The sequence below is a fragment of the Pseudorhodoplanes sp. genome, assembly GCF_046289595.1.
Taxonomy (GTDB): domain Bacteria; phylum Pseudomonadota; class Alphaproteobacteria; order Rhizobiales; family Xanthobacteraceae; genus Pseudorhodoplanes.
Window position 1 is genome coordinate 1 of the sequence record NZ_JBKBVB010000024.1, and the last position, 15,771, is coordinate 15,771.

The 15,771-nt window shown below is 64.7% G+C and carries 17 protein-coding genes; 6 read left to right on the forward strand and 11 right to left on the reverse strand.

Features of this window, described 5'->3' with window-relative positions; genetic code table 11:
* The 3 genes from ACK41X_RS07415 to ACK41X_RS07425 all read right to left on the reverse strand — a co-directional run.
* A partial coding sequence (locus ACK41X_RS07415) for a glycerophosphodiester phosphodiesterase family protein (RefSeq protein ID WP_409720810.1) occupies window positions 1-298 on the reverse strand: 298 nt, incomplete at its 3' end.
* Between the two features lie 156 nt (window positions 299-454).
* Window positions 455-1,216, reverse strand: a complete 762-nt coding sequence (locus tag ACK41X_RS07420) for a sulfite exporter TauE/SafE family protein (RefSeq protein WP_409720812.1) — start codon at window positions 1,214-1,216, stop codon at window positions 455-457.
* Between the two features lie 18 nt (window positions 1,217-1,234).
* On the reverse strand, window positions 1,235-1,996 hold the full coding sequence (locus ACK41X_RS07425) for a sulfite exporter TauE/SafE family protein (RefSeq protein ID WP_409720814.1): 762 nt from the start codon (window positions 1,994-1,996) through the stop codon (window positions 1,235-1,237).
* A 271-nt stretch (window positions 1,997-2,267) separates the two neighbouring features.
* Here ACK41X_RS07425 and ACK41X_RS07430 point away from each other — a divergent pair, with 271 nt between their 5' ends.
* A complete protein-coding gene (locus ACK41X_RS07430) occupies window positions 2,268-4,181 on the forward strand; it encodes a propionyl-CoA synthetase (protein WP_409720816.1) in 1,914 nt (637 codons plus the stop codon).
* Between the two features lie 11 nt (window positions 4,182-4,192).
* Window positions 4,193-4,654, forward strand: coding sequence for a hypothetical protein (locus ACK41X_RS07435; RefSeq protein ID WP_409720818.1), 462 nt, complete (start codon window positions 4,193-4,195; stop codon window positions 4,652-4,654).
* A gap of 124 nt (window positions 4,655-4,778) precedes the next feature.
* On the opposite strand, the gene ACK41X_RS07440 is transcribed toward ACK41X_RS07435, so the two are convergent.
* From ACK41X_RS07440 to ACK41X_RS07450, 3 genes are all read right to left on the reverse strand, one after another.
* The gene (locus ACK41X_RS07440; RefSeq protein ID WP_409720820.1) at window positions 4,779-5,342 is read right to left on the reverse strand and encodes a L,D-transpeptidase; all 564 of its coding nucleotides are present in this window, start codon (window positions 5,340-5,342) and stop codon (window positions 4,779-4,781) included.
* A 544-nt stretch (window positions 5,343-5,886) separates the two neighbouring features.
* Entirely contained in the window at window positions 5,887-6,609 is a 723-nt protein-coding gene (locus ACK41X_RS07445; RefSeq protein ID WP_409720822.1) for a DUF1013 domain-containing protein, read from the reverse strand.
* Window positions 6,610-6,816: 207 nt separating this feature from the next.
* A complete protein-coding gene (locus ACK41X_RS07450; protein ID WP_409720824.1) occupies window positions 6,817-7,242 on the reverse strand; it encodes a hypothetical protein in 426 nt (141 codons plus the stop codon).
* Window positions 7,243-7,410: 168 nt separating this feature from the next.
* On the opposite strand from ACK41X_RS07450, the gene ispH reads away from it, so the two are divergent.
* From ispH to rnhA, 3 genes are read left to right on the forward strand one after another with little or no spacing between them, the layout of a single operon-like run.
* Complete coding sequence (gene ispH, locus ACK41X_RS07455; protein ID WP_409720894.1) at window positions 7,411-8,379, forward strand: 4-hydroxy-3-methylbut-2-enyl diphosphate reductase; 969 nt, start codon at window positions 7,411-7,413, stop codon at window positions 8,377-8,379.
* 4 nt (window positions 8,380-8,383) lie between these two features.
* Entirely contained in the window at window positions 8,384-9,361 is a 978-nt protein-coding gene (locus ACK41X_RS07460; RefSeq protein ID WP_409720826.1) for a homoserine kinase, read from the forward strand.
* A 25-nt stretch (window positions 9,362-9,386) separates the two neighbouring features.
* Window positions 9,387-9,845, forward strand: coding sequence for a ribonuclease HI (gene rnhA, locus ACK41X_RS07465; RefSeq protein ID WP_409720827.1), 459 nt, complete (start codon window positions 9,387-9,389; stop codon window positions 9,843-9,845).
* A gap of 58 nt (window positions 9,846-9,903) precedes the next feature.
* On the opposite strand, the gene ACK41X_RS07470 is transcribed toward rnhA, so the two are convergent.
* Together ACK41X_RS07470 and ACK41X_RS07475 are read right to left on the reverse strand one after the other, a co-directional pair.
* Entirely contained in the window at window positions 9,904-10,386 is a 483-nt protein-coding gene (locus tag ACK41X_RS07470; protein WP_409720829.1) for a peroxiredoxin, read from the reverse strand.
* Window positions 10,387-10,471: 85 nt separating this feature from the next.
* Window positions 10,472-11,323: a protein-disulfide reductase DsbD domain-containing protein gene (locus ACK41X_RS07475; RefSeq protein ID WP_409720831.1), complete on the reverse strand. Its 852-nt coding sequence runs from the start codon at window positions 11,321-11,323 to the stop codon at window positions 10,472-10,474.
* Between the two features lie 105 nt (window positions 11,324-11,428).
* On the opposite strand from ACK41X_RS07475, the gene ACK41X_RS07480 reads away from it, so the two are divergent.
* Window positions 11,429-12,058 (forward strand): YqgE/AlgH family protein, encoded by a 630-nt coding sequence (locus tag ACK41X_RS07480; RefSeq protein ID WP_409720833.1) that lies wholly within the window; start codon window positions 11,429-11,431, stop codon window positions 12,056-12,058.
* Window positions 12,059-12,191: 133 nt separating this feature from the next.
* Here the strand turns inward: ACK41X_RS07480 and ACK41X_RS07485 are convergent, their stop codons facing one another.
* From ACK41X_RS07485 to ACK41X_RS07495, 3 genes are all read right to left on the reverse strand, one after another.
* Window positions 12,192-15,023, reverse strand: a complete 2,832-nt coding sequence (locus ACK41X_RS07485) for an EAL domain-containing protein (protein ID WP_409720835.1) — start codon at window positions 15,021-15,023, stop codon at window positions 12,192-12,194.
* 134 nt (window positions 15,024-15,157) lie between these two features.
* On the reverse strand, window positions 15,158-15,493 hold the full coding sequence (locus ACK41X_RS07490) for a type II toxin-antitoxin system VapC family toxin (RefSeq protein ID WP_409720837.1): 336 nt from the start codon (window positions 15,491-15,493) through the stop codon (window positions 15,158-15,160).
* Entirely contained in the window at window positions 15,494-15,748 is a 255-nt protein-coding gene (locus ACK41X_RS07495; RefSeq protein WP_409720839.1) for an AbrB/MazE/SpoVT family DNA-binding domain-containing protein, read from the reverse strand.
* Window positions 15,749-15,771 lie beyond the last annotated feature (23 nt).

Consider the following 15,771-nt stretch of genomic DNA (forward strand, 5'->3'; position numbering starts at 1 on the left):
GCAAGTCGTCGAAAGTGAGGGAACGGATGGCCGGACCGGTTGCTGTGAGGAATTCGCCGTCGGGACCGCGGGTATGGTCAGGATTGAGATGCGAGTCGTGGCTGACGACAAGGACGCCGTCTTTCGTCATGGCGAGGTCGAGTTCCAGCGTGGTGACGCCGATGCGCAGCGCGGTCTCGAAACCGACGATGGTGTTTTCCGGCGCAAGCCCGCGGGCGCCGCGATGGCCCTGCAGGTCGAAGGCGGATGCGGGAAGGGTCATGAGGGCGCACAATAGAGCAAGTGAGAGATAACGCATCGACGATTCTCCTCGTCATGGCCGGGCGTGTCCCCGCCATCCACGTCTTGAGTCCCACGCGCTCCAGAAGACGTGGATGCCCGGCGCAAGGCCGGGCATGACCGATGATGGAGGCGCAACGCTAGAAACAGCCTGTGTCGGCACAGTGACGCAGCCTCATCCATTCATCAGGCCTGTGACGCCCTGCCACAGCAGCATCGCCGAGACGCAGAAAACCAGCGTGTAGGCAATGCGGTAGAACAGTTCCATCGGCGTCACGCGCACCAGCCAGATGCCGAGCGCATTGGCCGCAACTGCGAGCGGCAACAGCAGCAGCGAGGTCGCGAAATTGACCGCCGAGAACTGGCCGAGCGCGAAATAGGGGCCGATCTTCAGGGCATTGACGATGGCGAAGAAGATCGTGGTGGTGCCGACCAGCGTCAGCTTCGGCAGCCGTTGCGGCAGCGTATGAACCTGAAAGGGCGGTCCGCCGGCCTGCGACAGGAACGAGGTGAAGCCGGAAACGCCGCCCCAGAACACACCGCTCGCCGCCGACGCCCTGCGCCCCTCCGCGGGGATATGGGCGAACATCGAATAGATCACAAAGGAAATGCCGATCACGCCGACTGAAATCCGCAACGCCGCGTCGCTCACATAGGCGGCGAAAATCCAGGCAAGCCCCATCCCGGCGAGCGCGCCGGGCAGCAGCACCTTGAGGTTCCAGGCATCGTAATCCTTGCGGTACCACCAGACCGAGATCGCATCCTGAACGATCAGCACCGGCAGGATCAGCGCCGCGGCCTCCAGCGGCGGCAGATAGAGCGCGGTGAGCGGCGTCGCCAGCACGCCGATGCCGGCGAAGCCGCCCTTCGACAGGCCGAGCGCAACGATCGCCGGGATCGCCACCGCGTAAAAAAGAGGATCGGTGATGATGGACATGATCGGTCCAGTGGCGCGTCAGCCCGCAAATCCCATCACGCCGTTGCGGATGAGTTCGAGCGAGATCACGAAGGTGATCACGTACACGATCTTGTAGAACAAATCCTGCGGCGTGACGCGCACCAGCCAGATGCCGAGGAAATTGGTGGCGATCGCCAAGGGAAACAGCACTGCCGAGGTGAGCAGATTGTCGGTGGTGAACTGGCCGAGCGCGAAATACGGGATCACTTTCGCCAGATTGGTGGCTGCGAAATACATGGTCGCGGTGCCGGCGAAGATCAGCTTGGGCAGTTGCTGCGGCATCATGTGCACCTGCCAGGGCGGCGCGCCGGCATTGGCGAGCGTCGATGTGAAGCCGGAGATCGCGCCCCAGAACACCCCGCTCGCAGCGCTCGGCCGGATGCCGATATCGCCGCTTTTCGGTCCGAACCATTGCCACAGCACGAACGACACGCCGATGATGCCGACTGCGAGCCGCACCGCGGCGTCCGGCACATAGGCCGCAAGAAAGCCCGCAGCGGCGATCCCGATCAGCGCGCCCGGGATCAGCACCTTCAAATTCCAGGCGTCCCAGTGCCGCCGGTAGGCCCAGACCGACACCACGTCCTGCACCAGCAGGATCGGCAGCATGATCGCGACCGCCTGCAGCGGCGGAACGATCAGTGCGAAGAGCGGGGTCGCGACCATGCCGACGCCGGTGAAGCCGCCCTTGGCGAGGCCAAGGAGCGTCACGGCGACGATGGCGACGGTCCAGAAAACGGGGTCGGTGGGGAGGGTCAAGGAGGGGTCTCGTTTTGCGGCGGATCAAATACGAGCCGCCGCGCTGCGGCTAATGCTTTTTGCGAATGGCGCGCCTGCGTGGTGCTTTCGACCTCAGTCGTGCTTGCAAAGGGGCGGCGCTCGCCCACAATGCGGGCAAAGCGATAATACCCGTCATCCTGAGATGCGAGCGGGCGGACGCGAGCGGACCCCGAGGGATGCCGGGCCGCACCCTTGGAGGCTTGGCTTTGCCAAGCGCCTCAGGGTGACGCGGAGAGGGAGGAAAGAACCCATGGATGCCAAAACCGCGAGCCGCTATCACGAGGTCTATGCGCGATGGCAGCGCGAGCCCGAAGGCTTCTGGGCCGAAGCGGCCAGAGACATCGACTGGTTCGAGCCGGCGAAAAAGGTGTTCGATCCGTCGATGGGCGTCTATGGCCGCTGGTTCGCGGGCGGGGTGCTCAACACCTGCTATAATGCGCTCGACCGGCACGTGCTGGGTGGCCGCGCGCGGCAGGCTGCACTGATCTACGACTCGCCGGTCACCGCGACGGTCGTGTCCTACTCCTACGAACAGATGCTGTTCGAGGTGGCGACGCTCGCCGCTACCTTAAAGGATTTCGGCGTCGGCAAGGGCGACCGTGTCATCATCTACATGCCGCTGGTGCCGGAGGCGGTGTTCGCCATGCTGGCCTGCGCGCGCATCGGCGCCGTGCATTCGGTGGTGTTCGGCGGCTTTGCTGCGAAGGAACTCGCAAAACGCATCGACGATGCCAAGCCGAAGCTCGTGCTCTCGGCCAGCTGCGGCATCGAGCCGGGCCGCATCGTCAAATACAAGCCGCTGCTCGACGAAGCGATCGCGATGGCGGAGACAAAACCGTCGGCCTGTATCGTGCTGCAACGTCCGCAGGAACAGGCGAGCCTCGTCGACGGCCGCGATCACGACTGGGCGACGCTGCGCGATGCTGCGATCGCGGCGAAAAAGAGCGCCGATTGCGTGCCGGTGCTGGCGACCGATCCGCTCTACATTCTCTACACCTCCGGCACGACCGGCATTCCGAAAGGCGTGGTGCGCGACAATGGCGGACACGCGGTCGCGCTGAAATGGTCGATGAAGAATCTCTACGGCGTCGATCCGGGCGAAGTCTGGTGGTGCGGCTCCGATATCGGCTGGGTGGTCGGGCATTCCTATATCGTCTACGGACCGCTCATTCATGGCGCGACTTCGATCATGTATGAGGGCAAGCCGGTCGGCACGCCCGATGCCGGCGCGTACTGGCGCGTCATCGCGCAGCACAAGGCGGTCGCCTTCTTCACCGCGCCGACCGCGTTTCGCGCCATCAAGAAGGAAGACCCGGACGCGAAGCTGTTGCCGCAATACGATCTGTCGAAATTCCGCACGCTGTTTCTGGCGGGCGAGCGCGCCGATCCGCCGACCGTGGAATGGGCTGAGGAGAAATTGCGCAAGCCCGTGATCGACCATTGGTGGCAGACCGAGACCGGCTGGTGCATCGCCGGCAATCCGGTGGGGCTCGGCATGCTGCCGGTGAAACACGGCTCGGCGACGGTGCCGATGCCGGGCTGGGACATCCGCGTCGTTGACGAGAGCTGCAAGGAGGTGCCGACCGGCACGATCGGTTCGATCGTGGCCAAGCTGCCGATGCCGCCCGGCGCATTTCCGACGCTGTGGCAGCAGGACGAACGCTTCAGGGAAGCCTATCTCGCGGAGTTTCCGGGCTATTACAAAACCGCCGATGCCGGATTCAAGGACGCGGACGGCTACATTCATGTGATGGGCCGCACCGACGACATCATCAATGTCGCGGGGCATCGCTTGTCCACCGGCGGCATGGAGGAGGTGCTGGCGTCGCATCCCGACGTCGCCGAATGCGCGGTGATCGGCATGGCCGATACGCTAAAGGGCGAGGTGCCCTGCGGCTTCGTCGTGCTGAAGGCCGGTGTGACGCGCGATCACGCCGCGATCGAGCAGGAGATCGTGGCGCTGGTGCGCGAGAAGATCGGCCCGGTCGCTGCGTTCAAGCTTGCGATCACGGTGCCGCGGCTGCCGAAGACGCGCTCGGGAAAGATCCTGCGCGGCACCATGAAGAAGATCGCCGACGGCGAAAGCTGGACCATGCCGGCGACGATCGAGGACCCGAAGGTGCTGGAGGAGATCGGCGCGGCGGTGAAGGGCAGGGGGGCTTAGGGTTCGACGCGATGGGCTACGACGCAAGCAAACTAAAGACGCCGAATGAATGCCGTATCGTAATGCGGCGCGCACAAGAGCGAGAGCTCCCCGACGTCTACAACACCGCGTTCAAGAGGCTTTGTGAACTGACAGGGGCGGCAAACGACGACCCATCCGACCCGCTCATCGCTGATTTCTACAAGACCCTGGCCGCGTACGAGCAACTGCTTTCCGAAAAGAACGAGCGCAATACCATCGCGTCGCGCACGCGGCAGAAAATTACAAACAAGGGCGTTCATCAAAGCTTGATCGAATGGACGCGCGGCAAGACCGAGACGAATGGTTTCAAGCTATTGGTTGAAAAAGGCTTGCCCGAATATACCGGTGAATTTCTTGTCGTGCTGTATGCGCACAGGTTTCCGCAAGACGTCGTCTCGCTTGCAAAGAGCCGACTGACCGAACACGGGATTGCTTTGCCTGCCAGTCATTGACGTAGTCCAAAACAAAACGGCCGGGCTTGTCACCCGGCCGTCTGGCCCCCGCAACATTCCGTTGCGAACGCCCCCTGTATCTCTCTTGCTCCGCCTCGATTGGCGGCCTCGACCGGCGCCTTGGTCAGCGCTGCACGATCACCCGCGCGCCGAGGCGCGTGCGGTTGTAAAGGTCGATGACATCCTCGTTGGTCATGCGGATGCAGCCGGACGAGACGTCCTCGCCGATGGTCCAGGGCTCGTTGGTGCCGTGGATGCGGTACAGCGTGTCGCCAAGATAAAGCGCGCGCGCGCCCATCGGGTTCTGCGGTCCGCCCTCCATGAAACGCGGCAGGTCGGGCTGGCGCCGCAGGATCGCAGGCGTCGGCGTCCAGCTTGGCCATTCGCGCTTGTTGGAGACCGTCGACGTGCCCGACCAGGCCGCGCCCTCGCGGCCGACCGCGACCGCGTAACGGATCGCCTGGCCGTTGCCGAGCACGTAATAGAGCCGCCGCTCGCTGTGGCGCACGATGATGGTGCCCGGCGCATGGTTGCCGGGAAAGGCCACGGTCTGGCGCGGGATGCGCATATAGAACCGCCCGAACAGCAGCCGGTTGTTCGGCCGCGACGTATAGCCCGGATTGCGCGGATTGGGCTGCGCTGCGCCCGGTCCGGCGGGCGGATTGTCGAGGCCCCACATGGCGCGCATGCGCTCCTGCCAGGTCGCAGGCCGCTGCGGTTGCTGCTGTCGCTGCTGTCGCTGCGGAGCCGCGCGCCGCACCGGTCGCGACCGCGCCCTTGTTTCATCGACAGCGGAGGGGTTGACGGCAGCAGAGGCCGCGGGAAGCGCCGAGGCTGCGACCGGCTGCGGCGGCGCAGGAGCCGCTTCGGCTGAGACAGATACGGATGCGGCAGCATACCGCAGCGGGGCCGGTTCGGCGGCGGCCTGCGCAGTCACTGCCGCGGCCGCCGACAAGGCCAGAATAACCTGCAATTTCATCCAAATTCCCTTCGACGCCCCCCGCCGATGAGCGCGCGGAGAATAGCGGCGTACCGGCACAGCACCAGTGCAGACAGGCCACACCCTCGAACGGATGCGTATTGCCGCCGCGCACCGCGCACGCAGCAATTCATTCAAGCGCTTTGGGGCGACGCAGGGACCGGGCTCGCGTGATGAAAGCGCGTCAAGGCAAGACGCTGGAGAGGTCTTTGCGCGCGTCCATGAAAAGCCGGACGACCCGTTGAGAAGAACCTCAATCCTCGTCCGGCCGGGTGCCGCCGATCTTCTTGAGCTTGGCGAACACCGAGGCGACATCGGCGTCTTCCTGCGATTTTGCCGCGGCGGCCGCGGCGCGGCGATCCGCCTGCTCCTGCTCCGGCTCCTGCTCGGGCGCGGTCGTGACCGCGGCCGGCAGCAGGGTGACGCGCTCGTGATCGGACGGCGCGGGCTTTTCCTTCGCCGCCTTGGCGACCTGCATGTCGAGGTCGATCTGCGAGCACAGGCCGAGCGTCACCGGATCGAGCGGGCTCAGATTGGGCGCGTTCCAGTGGCTGCGTTCGCGGATGCTCTGGATCGTCGACTTGGTGGTGCCGACCAGCCGCATGATCTGGCTGTCCTTCAATTCGGGATGGTTGCGGATCAGCCAGAGGATCGCGTTCGGACGGTCCTGGCGCCGCGACACCGGGGTGTAGCGCGGGCCGCGTTTGGTCTTCTGCTCGGGGACGCGGACCTTGCGATCGGCCAGATGCAGCCGGCGGTTCTTGTCAGCCTCGGCGCGCTCGATTTCCTCGCGGGTCAACTGGCCGGTCTGGATCGGATCGAGCCCCTTGATGCCCTGCGCGGAATCGCCGTCGGCGATCGCCTTCACCTCGAGCGGATGCAGCTTGCAGAACTCGGCGATCTGATCGAACGACAGCGCGGTGTTCTCGACCAGCCACACGGCGGTGGCTTTCGGCATCAGCGGCGCTTCCTGCATGGCAAAAATCTCCTTCGCGCTCCGCCCGCCCGTCAGGGCGTATTTGAAGGCGAAACAGTCGTCATCGGGGATGACAGGGATGGCGGGAATATAGGCCTTGCGCCGTTGCGGGGCAACCGCCGCCGAAAGCCTTCCTGGCCGGTTCGGCGGCTCCCGCGATTGCGCCGAGCCTTCGGACGTCTCTGCGGGGGTCTGGCGTTAAGGGGCTCAGCAGCCGCTGCAGATATCCATGACCCGTTTCAGGCGGGCGTCCTCACGCCGTTCCTTTTCCCACCATTGATCCGAGAACGGCTTGTTGGCGTCTGCCGCACTCGCTTCGGCCTGGACCGAATGCCGGGAACCGGTGGTGCTTGACATCTGATCGGCGCGCTCGATCGCGGTCGGGCGGGTGCGGACCACCGCACGGGCCGGAGCATCTTGCGCGGAGGGCGCGACATAACGCCGTTCAGCCATCCCGGCAGACCGGGTGTGCGCGATACGGCGGGCGCTCGGGCCGGTCCCGTCGAGATAGACCTCGTCGGCCAGCGCGTGCTGCGGGATCGGCTGGCCGGTGGCGTTTTCGACGTGGTAGCCGCCGCCGGTGCTGATACAGCCGCCAAGCGAGACGGCAAGCCCTGCCGTCAACAATTTCATCTGGATTGACATCGGTGTGTGCCCCAGCAGCCCCTGTCCCGGACCATTATCACTATAGCTTTTCCGAGGCGTTAAGTCGAATGCCATGGCTTGACTTCGGAGGGCTCCCGACCCCATCTCGCAGAGAGCGTTCCGATGAAACCTGAGTCCATGACCGGCCTGGCGGGCATGCCCGGCGGCGAAAAGCCGCCGCTCCGGGTGATTCTTTGTTCTCCGCGCGGTTTCTGCGCCGGGGTCGTGCGCGCCATCGACTCGGTCGAGCGGGCGCTGGCGCTCTATGGTCCGCCGGTTTACGTCCGGCACGAGATTGTCCACAACCGGTATGTGGTGGACAGCCTGAAAGCCAAGGGCGCGATTTTCGTCGAGGAACTGGACGAAATCCCGCAGACCAGCGCGCCCGTGGTATTTTCGGCACATGGTGTGCCGAAATCCGTGCCAGAGACCGCCAGGCAGCGCAACTTCATCACTCTCGATGCCACCTGTCCCCTGGTCACCAAGGTGCATCGGGAGGCCGATATCCATTTCCGCCGCGGCCGGGAGATCCTGCTGATCGGTCATGCCGGGCACCCGGAGGTGGTCGGCACCATGGGTCAATTGCCGGCAGGCGCCGTGACTCTGGTGCAGACGCGCGAGGAGGCGCTGAGCATCGTCCCCAAAGATCCGCAAAATCTTGCTTTCGTCACGCAGACCACGCTTTCGGTCGACGATACGGCGGGAATCGTGGAGGTGCTGCGGGCGCGGTTCCCGTCCATCGTCGGCCCGCACCGCGAGGACATCTGCTACGCCACCACCAATCGCCAGGAGGCGGTGAAGCTTGTCGCGCCGCTGGTCGAGGCGATGGTCGTGGTGGGGGCGCCGAATTCCTCCAATTCGCAGCGGCTCAAGGAAGTGGCCGAGCGCGCCGGTTGCGCCTATGCGGTCCTTGTCCAGCGCGCCGCCGATATCGACTGGGACCGGTTTTGCGGCTTAACCTCGCTCGGTGTTACCGCCGGCGCCTCCGCGCCCGAAGTGCTGGTCGAGGAAGTGCTCGACGCCTTCGCCACCCGTTACACCCTGAATGTGGAGACCATGTCGGCCACCGAGGAAAACATGTTCTTTCCGCTGCCGCGTCCGCTGCGCCCCGAAGCCGCGGAGTAAGCGGGTGGCAGTCTATACCGATGTTTCGGCCGACGACCTCGACGCCTTTCTTGCCGATTACGATCTCGGCAAGCTGTTGTCCTACAAGGGTATCGCCGAGGGCGTGCAGAATTCCAACTTTCTGCTGCATACCGAGGCCGGCTATTTCATTCTGACGCTGTACGAGCGGCTGGTCGCGGTCGAGGATCTGCCGTTCTTCGTCGCCTTGATGGAGCATCTGGCGGTCCGCGGCATCAATTGCCCGCAGCCCGTGCGCATGCGCGATGGCAAGACGCTCGGCGAACTCTGCGGCCGCGCGGCGGCGATCGTCACCTTTCTCGATGGCGTGTGGATGCGACGGGTCGAGGCACGCCATTGCGCCGCCGTGGGAGAGGCTCTGGCGAAGCTGCATCTCGCTGCGGCCGATTTTTCCGGTCATCGCGCCAATGCGCTGGCGGTGCCGAAGCTGCGGCCGCTGTTCGAATCCTGCGCCGACCGCATCGACACCATCCAGCATGGCATGCTGGACGCGATCGGCGCCGAACTCGATTTTCTGGAAGGGGTGTGGCCGCGCGACCTGCCGCAGGGCGTGATCCATGCCGACCTGTTTCCGGACAATGTGTTCTTTCTCGGCGAGGAGCTGACCGGCCTGATCGATTTCTATTTCGCCTGCAACGACATGCTGGCCTATGACGTGGCGATCTGTCTCAACGCCTGGTGTTTCGAGAACGATCATTCCTACAACGTCACCAAGGGGCGGGCCCTGTTGCAGGGCTATGCCAGGGTGCGCCCGCTGACCGACGGCGAACTTTCGGCGTTGCCGATGCTGGCCCGGGGCGCGGCGCTTCGCTTTCTCGCCACGCGCGTGGTCGACTGGCTGAACGTGCCGCCGGGCGCCCTGGTGCGGCCGAAGGCGCCGCAGGAATATTTCCGCAAGCTGCGCTTCCATCAGCACGCCAGGTCCGTGCACGATTACGGCATCGAGGCGCGGGAGCTCGCGTGAGTCTGCCGGAAACGAACCCCTCGCAATGAGCCTGCCGCACGTCATCGTCCATACTGACGGCGCCTGTTCGGGCAATCCCGGGCCGGGCGGCTGGGGTGCCATTCTGCAATCGGGCGCGCACACCAAGGAATTGAAGGGCGGCGAGGCGCATACCACCAACAACCGCATGGAATTGATGGCGGCGATTTCGGCGCTGGAAGCGTTGAACAAGCCGTGCCGCGTCGATCTCTACACCGACAGTCAATATCTCCGGAACGGCATTTCCGGCTGGATCCATGGCTGGAAGAGAAATGGCTGGCGCACTGCCGACAAGAAGCCGGTGAAGAATGTCGATCTGTGGCAGCGGCTCGATGCGGCGCTGGCGCGCCACGAGGTCAAATGGCACTGGGTCAAGGGCCATGCCGGGCATGACCTCAATGAGCGCGCCGACGAACTGGCGCGTGCCGGCATCGCGGAACTGCGGTTGAAGGGAATTAGCGAGTAGTGCGTGGCGAATAGCGAATAGGAAGAAGCCATTCGCTACTCGCTACTCGCTACTCGTCTTAAAGCGATTTCAGCAGCGCCTCGGCGCTTGACACGTCGGCCTTGCCGGGTGCGTCTTCGACCGCAAGCGACTTTACCACGCCGTCATCGACCACCATGCAATAGCGCTTGGAGCGGATGCCGAGCCCGCCGGCCGAGGCGTCGAGTTCAAGCCCGATCGCCTTGGCAAAGTCCGCGCTGCCGTCGGCGAGGAATTCGATATCGTCGGAGCCGGCCGCGCTCTTCCAGGCGGCCATGACGAACGGATCGTTGACCGCGGTGACGGCGATGGCGTCGATGCCCTTGGCCTTGATCGCAGCGGCATTGGCGACGAAACCGGGGAGGTGGTTCTTGGTGCAGGTCGGCGTGAAGGCGCCCGGCACCGCGAACAGAACGACCTTCTTGCCCTTGAAGACCTCGTCCGTGGTTTTCGGCTTCGGGCCGTCCGCGGTCATGACGCGGAACGTGGCGTTGGGCAATCTATCGCCGACCTTGATGGCCATGGAATCCTCTCTGCGTGTCACGTTGTTGTCGCGCGGTCCGACGGGCCGCACGGAAAGGCGGGGCAAAATAGGCGGGGGCGGCGCGTTAGTCGAGCCGGAAGGTGGTCTCGATGGCTTCGGTGCCGGCGACTGCAGTGACTTTCAGCTCCGCGCCTTTGCCGCTTGCGCCGGGCGGCAGGCCATCGAGTGCGAAGGAAAAGCGCTGCTGTCCGGCCGGCGCGCCCTCGATCTTGTCGGGCACCGGCAGCGCCCAATCGGCGGAGGGGCCTTCCGCAAAAGCGGTCACGGCGGGCGCATCGGGGGCGGCAATATCCACCAGAATGCGTTCGGGTCTCGTCCCGTTGTCGCGATGCACCGCCTTGACCGACAACGGCGCGTTGGCGCCGAGCGGCATCGGACGTGGCACCGATTTTTCCGCTGCGGCGACCGCGGGTGCAGGGGTGCCGCCCGCCTTCAGAGCCAGGACGGCCTTGGCCTGAACCGGAATGCAGACCTTCTCGCAGATCGCATAATCGAGCGCGAGCCTCAGCGTGACCGGCCTGCCCGGATCCTTCGGTTCGATGCGGACCGGGAAAATCACGTTGTCCCGATAGCCGATGATGACGCCGTCGGCCTCGACGAAGCGCTCGGGTGCAGGCCACAAGACGTCGGCCGATTTCACATTTTCGGATTTGGAGAAGTCGAAATGGGGCGGAACGCCGGAATCACCGGGATACCGCCAATAGGTCTTCCAGCCGCGTGCCAGGCGAATTTCAACTCCCGCGCGCAGGGTCGGACCGCCATCGTCGACTTTGGTACCCCCCGAGATCAGCCGCACGGCGGCGCGCGGGTCTCCATCCCACCCCGATTCCGCGGCTTGGGCGGATATCGCAGCCGGAACCGCGCCGGAGAGGGCGATTGCAGCGATCAGGACAAAGCGGGGGAGGGCCGGAAACATGGCAGTGATCTAGGCAATTTGGGCGTCGGCGACCACTGAATTCGCCGTGAGGTGTGGCCAAACTTCCCTTTCACAAGGCGGCGTGAAGGGGCTAACCTTCAGAGCATGAAGATTCCGAAAGCGGGACTGGGCCTCAAGGCGTCAGGCGGCACGTCGGCGCGCGGCTATCTCGACGGGCAGATGCTGATCGCCTCCCCGTCGATGAGCGACGACCGTTTCGCCCGGACGCTGGTTTATATCTGCGCGCATTCGTCGGAAGGCGCGATGGGGATCGTCGTCAATCAGCCGGCCAGCAACATCAAGTTCCCGGATCTTCTGGTGCAGCTGAATGTGGTACCCGACCGCGACGCCATCCAGGTCGCGACGCGCAACGATGACATCATGGTTCTGAAGGGCGGTCCGGTCGAAACCGGCCGCGGTTTCGTGCTGCATTCGGCCGATTTCTTTATCGAGAACTCGACGCTGCCGATCGACGACGGCATCTGTCTCACCGCGACCATCGACATTTTGAAGGCGATCGCCAGTGGCGACGGACCCTCGAGTGCGATCCTGGCACTCGGCTATGCCGGCTGGGCGCCCGGCCAGCTCGAAAACGAGATTCAGAACAACGGATGGCTGCATTGCTCCGCCGATTCCGACCTGATCTTCGGCGATCCGCAATACAAATACGAGCGCGCCATGCGCAAGCTCGGCATCGCGCCGGGCATGCTGTCGAGCGAGGCGGGGCACGCTTGAAACGTTGTCATTCCGCGACGCCGCGCAGCGGCGGCCCGGAATCCAGCGCCACGCGCGGACCTATCACGAGCATTCGATGCCTTCTGAATTCCGGGTTCACAGGCCTCGCGAATGCTCCGGAATGACGGTGGTGCTACCGCGCCAATTCCATCCGGTCGCTGGACAATAGTTTGGTTGCAGCCTCCGCGGTCATCGGCTGCCCGAACACGAAGCCCTGCGCATATTCGCAGCCCATGTGATAAAGCTCGACCGCATCGGAGTCCGTCTCGGCGCCTTCCGCGACCGTCTCCATCCCGAGATCGTGCGCCAGCGCGATGATCGAGCGCAGGATCACCGGACGGGTGCCCTTGGCGCTCATGCGCACGAAGGACTGATCGATCTTGATGGTGTCGAACGGGAAGCGCTGGAGATAGGCGAGCGAGGAATGCCCGGTGCCGAAATCGTCGAGGGCGAGACCTGCGCCGAGTTCGCGCAGGCGCGCCAGAATCTGCGCGGCCTGCTCCGGATTCTCCATCACCACGGATTCGGTCAGTTCCAGTTTCAGGGTGCCGCGCATCAGCGACGAACGTGCGAGCACGGTGCGCAAATCCCCGATCAGATCCTGTCGCAACAATTGCTTCGATGAGACATTGACGCTGGCGAACAGCGCTTCCTGGGCGTGGATCGTGCGCTGCCAGATGCTGAGCTGGCGCGCCGTGCGTTCCAGCACGAACATGCCGAGGTCGACGATCAGTCCGATCTCCTCGGCGATGGTGATGAACTCGGCGGGCGACATCCGGCCGAGCTTGGGATGCTCCCAGCGCGCCAAAGATTCGAAGCCGGCGATGGTGCGGTCTTCGAGCCGCACGATCGGCTGGTAATGAAGCTTGATCTCCTCGCGCTCGATGGCGCGGCGCAGTTCGGACTCGAGCGTCAGCCGGTCGGACTTGCGCGCCCGCATGGCGGCCTTGAACACCTCGATGCGGTCGCCGCCGATGCGCTTCGAGTGATACATCGCAAGCTCGGCGTCTTTCAGGATTTCCTCGGTGCGGTTTGCCTGCGCATCGGCAAGGCACAGCCCGATCGATGCGGTGAGAAAGATTTCGCGGTCGTTGAAGGCGATCGGTGCGCGGATGGTGCGGCGCACATTCTCCGCGAAGGCGATGATGCGGCCCGGATCGCGCTCGGAAAGCAGGATCAGCGCGAATTGGTCGCCCGACAAACGCGCCAGGGTATCCTGCGGCTTCAGCAGACGGGTCAGCCGTCGCGCCAGCGTCAGCAGGATCGAATCGCCGACCGCCATGCCGACGGAATCGTTGACCTGCTTGAAGCGGTCGAGATCGATGACGATCACCGTCGGTCGCATCGCCGGATCGTTCTTGGCGAAGGCCAGCACCGCCTCGAACCGGTCGAGGAACAGCTGCCGGTTCGGCAGACCGGTGAGATTGTCATGCACGGCGTCGTGCAAGAGCCTCTCTTCCGCGGTCTTGAATTCGGTGACGTCGGTCAGCGTGCCGACCAGGCGCACCACCTCGCCGTCCGAGCCGACCACCGGACGCGCCTTCAGCGTGAACCACAGATAATGGCCGTCCGGCGTGCGCAGCCGGAAATCCTCCATCAGCCGTCCGCGGCGCTGCTCGATTACACTGTCGAGGGTGGCGCGGAAACGGTCGCGGTCGAGCGGATGCAGCACGTCGAGCCACTTTGCTGCCGAACCTTCCAGCGCGCCGCGCTTGAGGCCGAGCATCGCCTCGGTTTCGGGGCTGGTATAGACCTTGTCCGAGGAAACGTCCCAGTCCCAGATCATGTCGCCGGCGCCGGTCAGGGCGAGCGCGCGGCGCTCGACGTCGCTCACGATGCCGTGGGCGATGGAGCCGGCAAAGGCGTGCTGCATCACGGTGAAGCCGATCAGCATCACGATCAGCACCAGGCCGCCGAGCAGCGCGGGGCCGACGATGTCGTTGGTGACGAGGCCGCCGACCGTGAGGCCCGCAGCGACGGTCCAGATGCACAGCAGGAACCAGGTCGGGATGAGAAGGACGGCGCGGTCGAAGCCCTGGGTCGACAGGAGCAACACGACCGCGAAGCCCAGGAAGGCGACGCCGGCGAGCGAGAAGCGCGCAATGCCCGAGGCGACCGCCGGATCGTAGAGCGCGACCGCGATCAGCGCCGCCAGTCCGCCAAGCCAGGCGATGGTGATATGCGCGTAGCGGACATGCCAGCGGCTGAGATTGAGATAGGCGAACAGGAAGACGAGGAGCGTCGCCGCCAGCACGCATTCGCCGATCGCGCGCCAGATGCGCTCGGCGCCCGCAGACATGTCGAACACCTTGCCCCAGAATCCGAAGTCGATGCCGATATAGACAAGGACGGCCCAGCCGAGCGCCGCAGCCGCGGGGAACATCACCGATCCCTTGACCACGAACAGGATGGTCAGAAACAGCGCGAGAAGCCCGGAAATGCCGATGACGATGCCATAGTAGAGCGTGAAGGAATTGACCTTGTCTTTGTAGGCATCGGGCTCCCACAGATAGAGCTGGGGCAGCTTCTCGGATCGCAGCTCAAGCACATAGGTCACGACCGAGCCCGGATCGAGCGTGATGCGATAGACATCGGCGGTGGCCGAGTCCTGCCGCTCCGGCCGCTCGCCCGCGCTCGGCGTGACGGTCACGACGCGCGACAGCCCGAGATCGGGCCAGAACAATCCCGATCCGACCATGCGGTAATGCGGAACGACGATCAGCCGGTCGAGCTGTTCGTCGCCGGTATTGGCGAGCGCGAACACCGCCCAATGGTTGCCGGCCTCGCGGCCGCGCACTTCGATGCGGCGCACGATCCCGTCGGGCCCGGGCGCGGTGGAGACCTGCACGCGGTCGCCGTCGGTCTTGGGCCGCTCCGCGACCGCGGTCAGATCGATGGCTGCGGCGTCGGTCCGGACGTTGACGGCATCGACCGCGGCGGCGGGAGCAAGCGCAAGCCACAGCATTGCGCAGATGCATGCAAGCGCTGCGGCGGCCCGCGGCATGGTTTGCCGCAGGCCTGCTCCGCGTCGCGATGTTGCGTGTCTGTCGCGGCGTTCCGGCAAGTTCCCCGTCCTGTGGAGGTACAGAAGTCCGACATTTACGCCGTTTTCGGGGCGCAGCCGTGCGGCAGGACGTCAGTTATAGGGGGTTCCCGCGTCGAATGGGAAGGGGCAGCAGGCGAGCCCCGCCGCACCCGACTCAGTCCGGCGCGATCAGGGACAGCTTGCGAAAATAGCGCCGGTATCGGGCCACGTCCCGCGTGATCGTCGATCCGTGAGAAGCGGACCGAGATTTCGGCATAGATGATTGCATTGATAACGAGCCGTTGACGGTCGGCCTCAAGCGCGACGGCTTGCGAGGACCATGCAAACCACCGGGCATCCTCCGTCAAGAGGTCGATCAGGACATTGCTGTCGACCATGACGGAGGCCATTCACTCTCCCCGTGTCAGCGCCATGATCTGGTCCGTGGTCATGGCGACGTCGCCGCGGCGGCGGAGATGGGCGACGAGACGCGCGCCCCGGCCATCCGTTTTCGATGGCCGTGCGCGGACGATCCGTACGGACTTGCCGTCGAACTCAAAGGCGACCTCTGTATGCGGCAGCAGTCCCGCCTTGGCGCGAATGTCGGCCGGGATCGTGACTTGCCCCTTCGATGTGATGCGCATTGCGGCCATCGGGCGCGCCATCAGCCGATTGCGTGCCCACGTCA

What these genes read in the sequence shown, in the direction of transcription:
- rnhA (WP_409720827.1), top strand. Translation starts at nt 9,387, where the DNA reads ATGAGCCTGCCGCACGTCATCGTCCATACTGACGGCGCCTGTTCGGGC.
- ispH (WP_409720894.1), top strand. Translation starts at nt 7,411, where the DNA reads ATGCCCGGCGGCGAAAAGCCGCCGCTCCGGGTGATTCTTTGTTCTCCG.
- ACK41X_RS07420 (WP_409720812.1), bottom strand. Translation starts at nt 1,216, where the DNA reads ATGTCCATCATCACCGATCCTCTTTTTTACGCGGTGGCGATCCCGGCG.
- ACK41X_RS07445 (WP_409720822.1), bottom strand. Translation starts at nt 6,609, where the DNA reads ATGCAGGAAGCGCCGCTGATGCCGAAAGCCACCGCCGTGTGGCTGGTC.
- ACK41X_RS07480 (WP_409720833.1), top strand. Translation starts at nt 11,429, where the DNA reads ATGAAGATTCCGAAAGCGGGACTGGGCCTCAAGGCGTCAGGCGGCACG.
- ACK41X_RS07490 (WP_409720837.1), bottom strand. Translation starts at nt 15,493, where the DNA reads ATGGCCTCCGTCATGGTCGACAGCAATGTCCTGATCGACCTCTTGACG.
- ACK41X_RS07475 (WP_409720831.1), bottom strand. Translation starts at nt 11,323, where the DNA reads ATGTTTCCGGCCCTCCCCCGCTTTGTCCTGATCGCTGCAATCGCCCTC.
- ACK41X_RS07485 (WP_409720835.1), bottom strand. Translation starts at nt 15,023, where the DNA reads ATGCTGTGGCTTGCGCTTGCTCCCGCCGCCGCGGTCGATGCCGTCAAC.
- ACK41X_RS07450 (WP_409720824.1), bottom strand. Translation starts at nt 7,242, where the DNA reads ATGAAATTGTTGACGGCAGGGCTTGCCGTCTCGCTTGGCGGCTGTATC.
- ACK41X_RS07435 (WP_409720818.1), top strand. Translation starts at nt 4,193, where the DNA reads ATGGGCTACGACGCAAGCAAACTAAAGACGCCGAATGAATGCCGTATC.
- ACK41X_RS07470 (WP_409720829.1), bottom strand. Translation starts at nt 10,386, where the DNA reads ATGGCCATCAAGGTCGGCGATAGATTGCCCAACGCCACGTTCCGCGTC.
- ACK41X_RS07430 (WP_409720816.1), top strand. Translation starts at nt 2,268, where the DNA reads ATGGATGCCAAAACCGCGAGCCGCTATCACGAGGTCTATGCGCGATGG.
- ACK41X_RS07495 (WP_409720839.1), bottom strand. Translation starts at nt 15,748, where the DNA reads ATGGCGCGCCCGATGGCCGCAATGCGCATCACATCGAAGGGGCAAGTC.
- ACK41X_RS07440 (WP_409720820.1), bottom strand. Translation starts at nt 5,342, where the DNA reads ATGCGCGCCATGTGGGGCCTCGACAATCCGCCCGCCGGACCGGGCGCA.